Annotated in this window: 5 protein-coding genes; 1 reads left to right on the top strand and 4 read right to left on the bottom strand. The window is 69.2% G+C overall.

The window, feature by feature from the left end; translation table 11 throughout:
• Window positions 1–125: 125 nt before the first annotated feature.
• The 4 genes from JKV81_RS05050 to JKV81_RS05035 form a co-directional block, all read right to left on the bottom strand.
• Window positions 126–845: an HAD family hydrolase gene (locus tag JKV81_RS05050; RefSeq protein ID WP_202075002.1), complete on the bottom strand. Its 720-nt coding sequence runs from the start codon at window positions 843–845 to the stop codon at window positions 126–128.
• Window positions 846–933: 88 nt separating this feature from the next.
• Complete coding sequence (gene gltX / locus JKV81_RS05045) at window positions 934–2,406, bottom strand: glutamate--tRNA ligase (protein WP_129265643.1); 1,473 nt, start codon at window positions 2,404–2,406, stop codon at window positions 934–936.
• Window positions 2,399–3,175, bottom strand: a complete 777-nt coding sequence (locus tag JKV81_RS05040; protein WP_129265642.1) for a fumarylacetoacetate hydrolase family protein — start codon at window positions 3,173–3,175, stop codon at window positions 2,399–2,401. Before JKV81_RS05040 ends, gltX begins: the two co-directional genes overlap by 8 nt.
• A gap of 247 nt (window positions 3,176–3,422) precedes the next feature.
• Window positions 3,423–3,614 carry a hypothetical protein gene (locus JKV81_RS05035; protein WP_099177632.1) on the bottom strand — a complete coding sequence of 64 codons (192 nt, stop codon included), beginning with the start codon at window positions 3,612–3,614 and terminating at the stop codon, window positions 3,423–3,425.
• A 608-nt stretch (window positions 3,615–4,222) separates the two neighbouring features.
• Here JKV81_RS05035 and JKV81_RS05030 point away from each other — a divergent pair.
• On the top strand, window positions 4,223–5,900 hold a 1,678-nt coding region (locus tag JKV81_RS05030), incomplete at its 3' end, for a nitrate- and nitrite sensing domain-containing protein (RefSeq protein ID WP_202075001.1).

The raw sequence follows: 5,900 nt of genomic DNA, 5'->3' as shown, positions 1-5,900 counted from the left end.
GTACCAGAAACCGTAGTGTTGCCAATTACACCATAGCCCACTGAAACGCAACCCCTAGGGGCCTTGTCTCTGTCTGCGCTTCCCGGCCGGATCTTTCGGCCCGCTCGGGCGGCGCAGGAAGAACATTACCTGAAGGTGTCCGGCGCTCCAAAACGGGTATCGCCCGCCAGCAGGCCGGGAAGCTCGTCCAGACCCGTGATCCGCACCAGCTCGGGGCGTCCTCCCCGGCCCTCGCGGTCCAGCCAGATCCCCATGAGCCCGGCGGCCACCGCGCCGCCCGCGTCGATGTCGGGCTCGTTGCCGACGTACGCCACCTCGTGCGGGGCGAGCTCCAGGACCTCGCAGGCGGCGTGGAAAGCTCCCGCCTCCGGCTTGGAGACGCCCAGCTCCACGGCGCACACCACCGCCTCGAAGCGGTCCCGTACCCCGAGGGCGCGCAGCTTGCGGTCCTGGTTGTGGATGCTGGAGTTGGACAGGACGGCGTGCCGGTAGCCGCCGGCCAGCCGGTCCAGGACGGGCACGGTGTCCGGGAAGAGCGCCCAGGCGGCCTCGTAGTGCGTGGCGTGACGGCCGAACCACGCGTCGGCCTCGGCGTCGCTCAGCCACCGCCCGAGGAAGGTGCGCACGCGCTCCCGCCGCTGCCCCTGGAAGTCGGTCTCCCCGGCCGCGAACCGGGCCCACTGCACGTCCGTGACGGCTTTCCACACGTCCAGGGCGTGGTCGAGGGAGTCGTACCCGTCCGGCAGGCCCTCGCTCTCCAGGTGCTGGTGCATGCCGGCGCGGTCGGCGCCCGAGTAGTCGAAGATCGTGTCGTCGATGTCCCAGAGAACCGCTCGGATCGGCATGCCGGCCAGATTACCGGCGCCGCCCCCGCATGACGACGGGGCGGCCGCCCCTGCTCGGGCGGCCGCCCCGTCGTGTGCGAACCGGGTGCTACGCGGCGAGCTTCGCCAGCGCCGCGTCGATCCGGGCGATCGTCTTCTCGCGGCCCAGGATCTCCAGGGACTCGAAGAGCGGCAGGCCGACCGTGCGGCCGGTGACGGCGACGCGGACCGGGGCCTGCGCCTTGCCGAGCTTCAGGCCGTGCTTCTCGCCGGCGGTCAGGACGGCCGCCTTGAGGGCCTCGGCGTTCCACTCGGCGGCGAGCAGCTCGGCGCGGGCGGTGACGAGGAGGGCGTCGGAGCCCTCCTTCATGGCCTTCGTCCAGGACGCCTCGTCCTCGACGGGCTCGTCCAGGAAGAGGAAGTCGACGTTGGCCGTGATGTCCGAGAGAACCGTCACACGGGTCTGGGCGTGCGGGGCGATCTCGGCGAACTTCTCCGCGTCGAAGGCCTCGGGCGCCCAGGGGGCGAAGGGGGCCTTGAGCCAGGGGCCGCAGGCCTCGGTGAAGGTCTTCACGTCGAGCATGCGCAGGTGCTCGGCGTTGATGTGCTCGGCCTTCTTCAGGTCGAAGCGCGCCGGGTTGGCGTTGACGTCGGCGATGTCGAACGCCGCCACCAGCTCGTCACGGCCGAAGATGTCGCGGTCCTCGGCGATCGACCAGCCGAGCAGCGAGAGGTAGTTGAGCAGCCCCTCGGGCAGGAAGCCGCGCTCGCGGTAGAGGTTCAGCGAGGCCTGCGGGTCACGCTTGGAGAGCTTCTTGTTGCCCTCCCCCATGACGTACGGGAGGTGGCCGAAGGCGGGGGTGTCCTTGGCGATGCCCAGCTCGGTGAGCGCCCGGTAGAGGGCGATCTGCCGCGGGGTGGAGGAGAGCAGGTCCTCGCCGCGCAGGACGTGGGTGATCTCCATCAGGGCGTCGTCGACCGGGTTGACGAGCGTGTAGAGGGGAGCGCCGTTGGCCCGGACGATGCCGTAGTCCGGGACGTTCTCCGGCTGGACCGTGATGTCGCCGCGGACCAGGTCGGTGAAGGTGATCGCCTCGTCGGGCATCCGGAAGCGGACGATCGAGGTGCGGCCCTCGGCCTCGTACGCCGACTTCTGCGCGTCGCTCAGGTCGCGGCAGTGGCCGTCGTAGCCCGACGGCTTGCCGGCCGCGCGGGCGGCGTCACGGCGGGCGTCGAGCTCCTCGGTGGTGCAGTAGCAGTGGTACGCGTGTCCGGCGTCCAGGAGCTTGGCCGCGACGTCCTTGTAGAGGTCCATCCGCTGCGACTGGCGGTACGGCGCGTGGGGGCCGCCGACCTCGGGGCCCTCGTCCCAGTCCAGGCCGAGCCAGCGCATGGAGTCGAGCAGCTGCTCGTAGGACTCCTCGGAGTCGCGGGCCGCGTCGGTGTCCTCGATACGGAAGACCAGGGTGCCCTGGTGGTGCCGTGCGAAGGCCCAGTTGAAGAGAGCCGTCCTGACCAGGCCCACGTGGGGGTTGCCGGTCGGGGAGGGACAGAAACGTACACGGACAGGTGCGTTAGCCACGCTTGATCACCTTGTTGGTGAGAGTGCCGATGCCTTCGATGGTGACGGCGACCTCGTCGCCGACGTGCAGGGGGCCGACCCCTGCGGGGGTCCCGGTGAGGATCACGTCGCCCGGGAGCAGCGTCATGGCTTCCGTGATGTGGACGACCAGGTCCTCGACGGAGCGGACCATGTCGCTCGTCCGGCCGAGCTGGCGTTGTTCGCCGTTGACCGTGGCCTGGATGGCCAGGTTCCCGGGGTCGACGTCGGTCTCCACCCAGGGGCCGAGCGGGCAGGAGGTGTCGAAGCCCTTCGCCCGGGCCCACTGGCTCTCGCGCCGCTGGACGTCACGCGCGGTGACGTCGTTGGCGCAGGTGTAGCCGAAGATGACGTCCTTGACGCGCTCACGCGGGACCTCACGGCACATGCGGCCGATCACCACGGCCAGCTCGGCCTCGTGGTGCAGCTCCTCGGAGAAGGAGGGGTACTCGATGGAGTCGCCGGAGCCGATCACCGAGGTGGTGGGCTTGAAGAAGGCGACGGGCACATCCGGGACCTCGTTGCCCATCTCGGCGGCGTGTTCCGCGTAGTTGCGGCCGATGGCCACGACCTTGTTGGGGAGCACGGGCGGCAGCAGCCGGACCTTCTTCAGCGGGACCTTGGTCCCGGAGAGCTCGAAGTCGGCGTACGGGATGCCCTTGATGATGTCGAGGACGAGGCTGTCGGGGCTGTCGCCCTCGACCGCGCCGAAGGCGACATTGCCGTCGATGGAGAACCTGGCGATGCGCACGGGATGCTGTCGCCCCTCACTTGCTGGCTGGCTGAAGACTGACGCTCCAGGCTAGCGCCTCGCCCGGCGAGGTTTGCCCCGATAGGAGCGTCGTCCGGTGCGTGCGATCGCAAGGCGGACGGAAGCTCTTGTAGCGGAGCTACTTGGGCTTTCGGCCAACGCCGCGAGCGTGCGTACCGGACGACGCGACGGGGCGAACCTCGCCGGGCGAGGCGCCTGCGCGGGTGAGGGGCGCCGTTGCGCGGGATCACTCCGCCGCGGCGGTGGCGGCCGCGGGGGCCGTCATGAGGATGGTGCGGCGCGGGTTGGCCGTCTGGGTGGGCAGGTCGACGGCGTGCTCCCGCTGCTCCGGCGTCTGCAGCGCTTCGGCGTCCGCGAGGTGCGCCAGCGTCGTGCGCCGGGGGTTGGCAATGTTGCGGAACATCATCGTCGTCTTCATCTGCCGTATGGGTCCTTGCCGCTGGGGCGCCGCCCGGAGGTGCGCCGGTTGTCGGATTCGCTATCCCTGTAAAGCGCCAGGCTAAACATCCGATTCCCCGGCTTGGCCGGGATGAGACGGCGATCATCATGTGAGTTTGCTCACGAAGTTGATGACAAAGCGCCCATTCCAGGCACTTGACCATGGGATGCAAACCCGACAATACGGTGTTGAATCTGCCATTCCGCTCCCGATCATGGCGTCTGGGACACCCACTCCCCTCCAGGAGCCCACCCCTAATCATCCGGTTTGACCGTGTACACGCTCCACGCCTTGTTACTCAGCCATCACACGGTGTCATCAAGGTCACAGCCCGGTACGCGGGCCTTGTTGGAGATCCTCCACTGTGCTGGAATTCCACGCACCGCCGCGGGTTTCAGGCCCAGCGCGCAGGGGCGCAACGCAGCGCCGAGTGGCGGCGGGAGGGGGAAGTACGCCGGTCACTCACGACCACCATGGGGCGCGTCCAGCGCCCCACGACGCCGACACCGTCCCGGCGCGCCATGCGCGAAGGGACGCCTGGTCCAGAGGTTGCGACGCTAGTGCAGGGACGTTTCAAGAGGGATGGCATGGGGTCGCCCCAGCCCCGCCAGGGCCGAGGGGAAACTCCGGCGGATCAGGAGCCGCGCGGCGGGAACGACCGCGGTTCCTCGCCCCAGCACGCCCAGAATCCCGGTGCGGCCGGTGACGGCGGCGACCGTGCGCAGCGCTCCGGCACGACGAGCTCCGGCAGCGCGGAGGCCACGGCGCCTCCCAAGGCGGCCGTCCCCACCTCCGCCGGCTCACGCGTAGCACTGCGCAACTGGCGCATCAGCACGCGTCTGGTCTCCCTGCTCGCCCTCCCCGTGGTCGCGGCGACCACCCTGGGCGGACTGCGGATCAACGAGTCCATGAACGACATGGACCAGCTGGAGCACATGCAGCTGCTGACCAAGATGACCAAGAAGGCGACCGCGCTCGCCGTCGCGCTCCAGGACGAGCGCGACAGGTCGGCCGGGCCGCTGTCGAACGGCGCGAAGCCGACCGACTACAAGGTCACCCAGCCCCGTGAGCGCACCGACCGCGCCAAGGCGGCCTTCTTCGAGGCCACCGACGAGATCGGCAACGCCCCGGGCGACGCGGCACTGGACAGCATCCACTCGAGCGTCAGCCAGATCGGTACGCAGCTGGGCAACATCACCAGCATCCGCAAGGACGCGTACGCCGGCGACAGCCCGAGTCTCAACACGATCGACCAGTACAGCCAGCTGATCACGTCGCTGCTCAGCCTGTCGCAGGACATGGCGCAGGCGACCAGCAACCCGGAGATGATCAAGCGGACGCGTGCGCTGGCCGCCTTCTCCTCCTCGAAGGAGTACGCCTCCATCGAGCGCGCGATCATCGCCGCGGCCCTGCCGGGCGGTGACAGCACCGAGACGCACCTGAACGACAACGACCAGGCGTTCGGGCGCAACGCGCAGCACAAGGGTGACGCGACCCTCAAGACGTTCGAGACGACCTACGAGTCCATGGGCAAGAGCTCCGCCGAGCTGCTGGCGCCGCTGGACAACGGGAATCCCGAGATCACCGCCGCCGACGTGTACGCGAAGAAGGTGCTCGACAGCCCGCTGGGCATGGAGGGCGCCGGCACCAAGACCCGCACGTACATGGACTGGGTCGACCAGAGCTCCAACAAGATCAACGCGATGAAGACCATCGAGGAGACGCTCCTCGGTGAGATGGAGAGCAAGGCCCGCGAGCTCAAGGAGGAGTCGCAGCGCGACGCGATCCTCAACGGTGCGATCATCCTGATCGTCCTAGGGGTCTCGCTGGTCGGCGCCTTCGTCGTGGCCCGCTCCATGATCCGCTCGCTGCGGCAGCTGCAGGACACGGCGACCCGGGTCGCCCAGGACCGGCTGCCCGAGCTCGTCCGCCAGCTCTCCGAGACGGACCCGCAGGACGTCGACACCTCAGTCGAGTCCGTCGGTGTGCACTCCCGGGACGAGATCGGCCAGGTGGCCGCGGCCTTCGACGACGTGCACCGCGAGGCGGTCCGGCTGGCCGCCGAGCAGGCGCTGCTGCGGGGCAACGTCAACGCGATGTTCACCAACCTCTCGCGCCGCTCGCAGGGCCTCATCCAGCGTCAGCTCTCGCTCATCTCCGAACTGGAGTCCCGCGAGGCCGACCCGGACCAGCTGTCCTCGCTCTTCAAGCTCGACCACCTCGCGACCCGTATGCGCCGTAACGGCGAGAACCTCCTCGTCCTCG

It is taken from the genome of Streptomyces silvae, assembly GCF_016745505.1.
GTDB lineage: Bacteria > Actinomycetota > Actinomycetes > Streptomycetales > Streptomycetaceae > Streptomyces > Streptomyces silvae.
Note: the sequence above shows the minus strand (reverse complement) of the source record. Positions and strands in the feature narration are given on the sequence as shown.

Excerpts from the sequence above, each read along its gene's own strand:
- JKV81_RS05050 (WP_202075002.1), bottom strand. The coding sequence starts at position 845 with ATGCCGATCCGAGCGGTTCTCTGGGACATCGACGACACGATCTTCGAC.
- JKV81_RS05035 (WP_099177632.1), bottom strand. The coding sequence starts at position 3,614 with ATGAAGACGACGATGATGTTCCGCAACATTGCCAACCCCCGGCGCACG.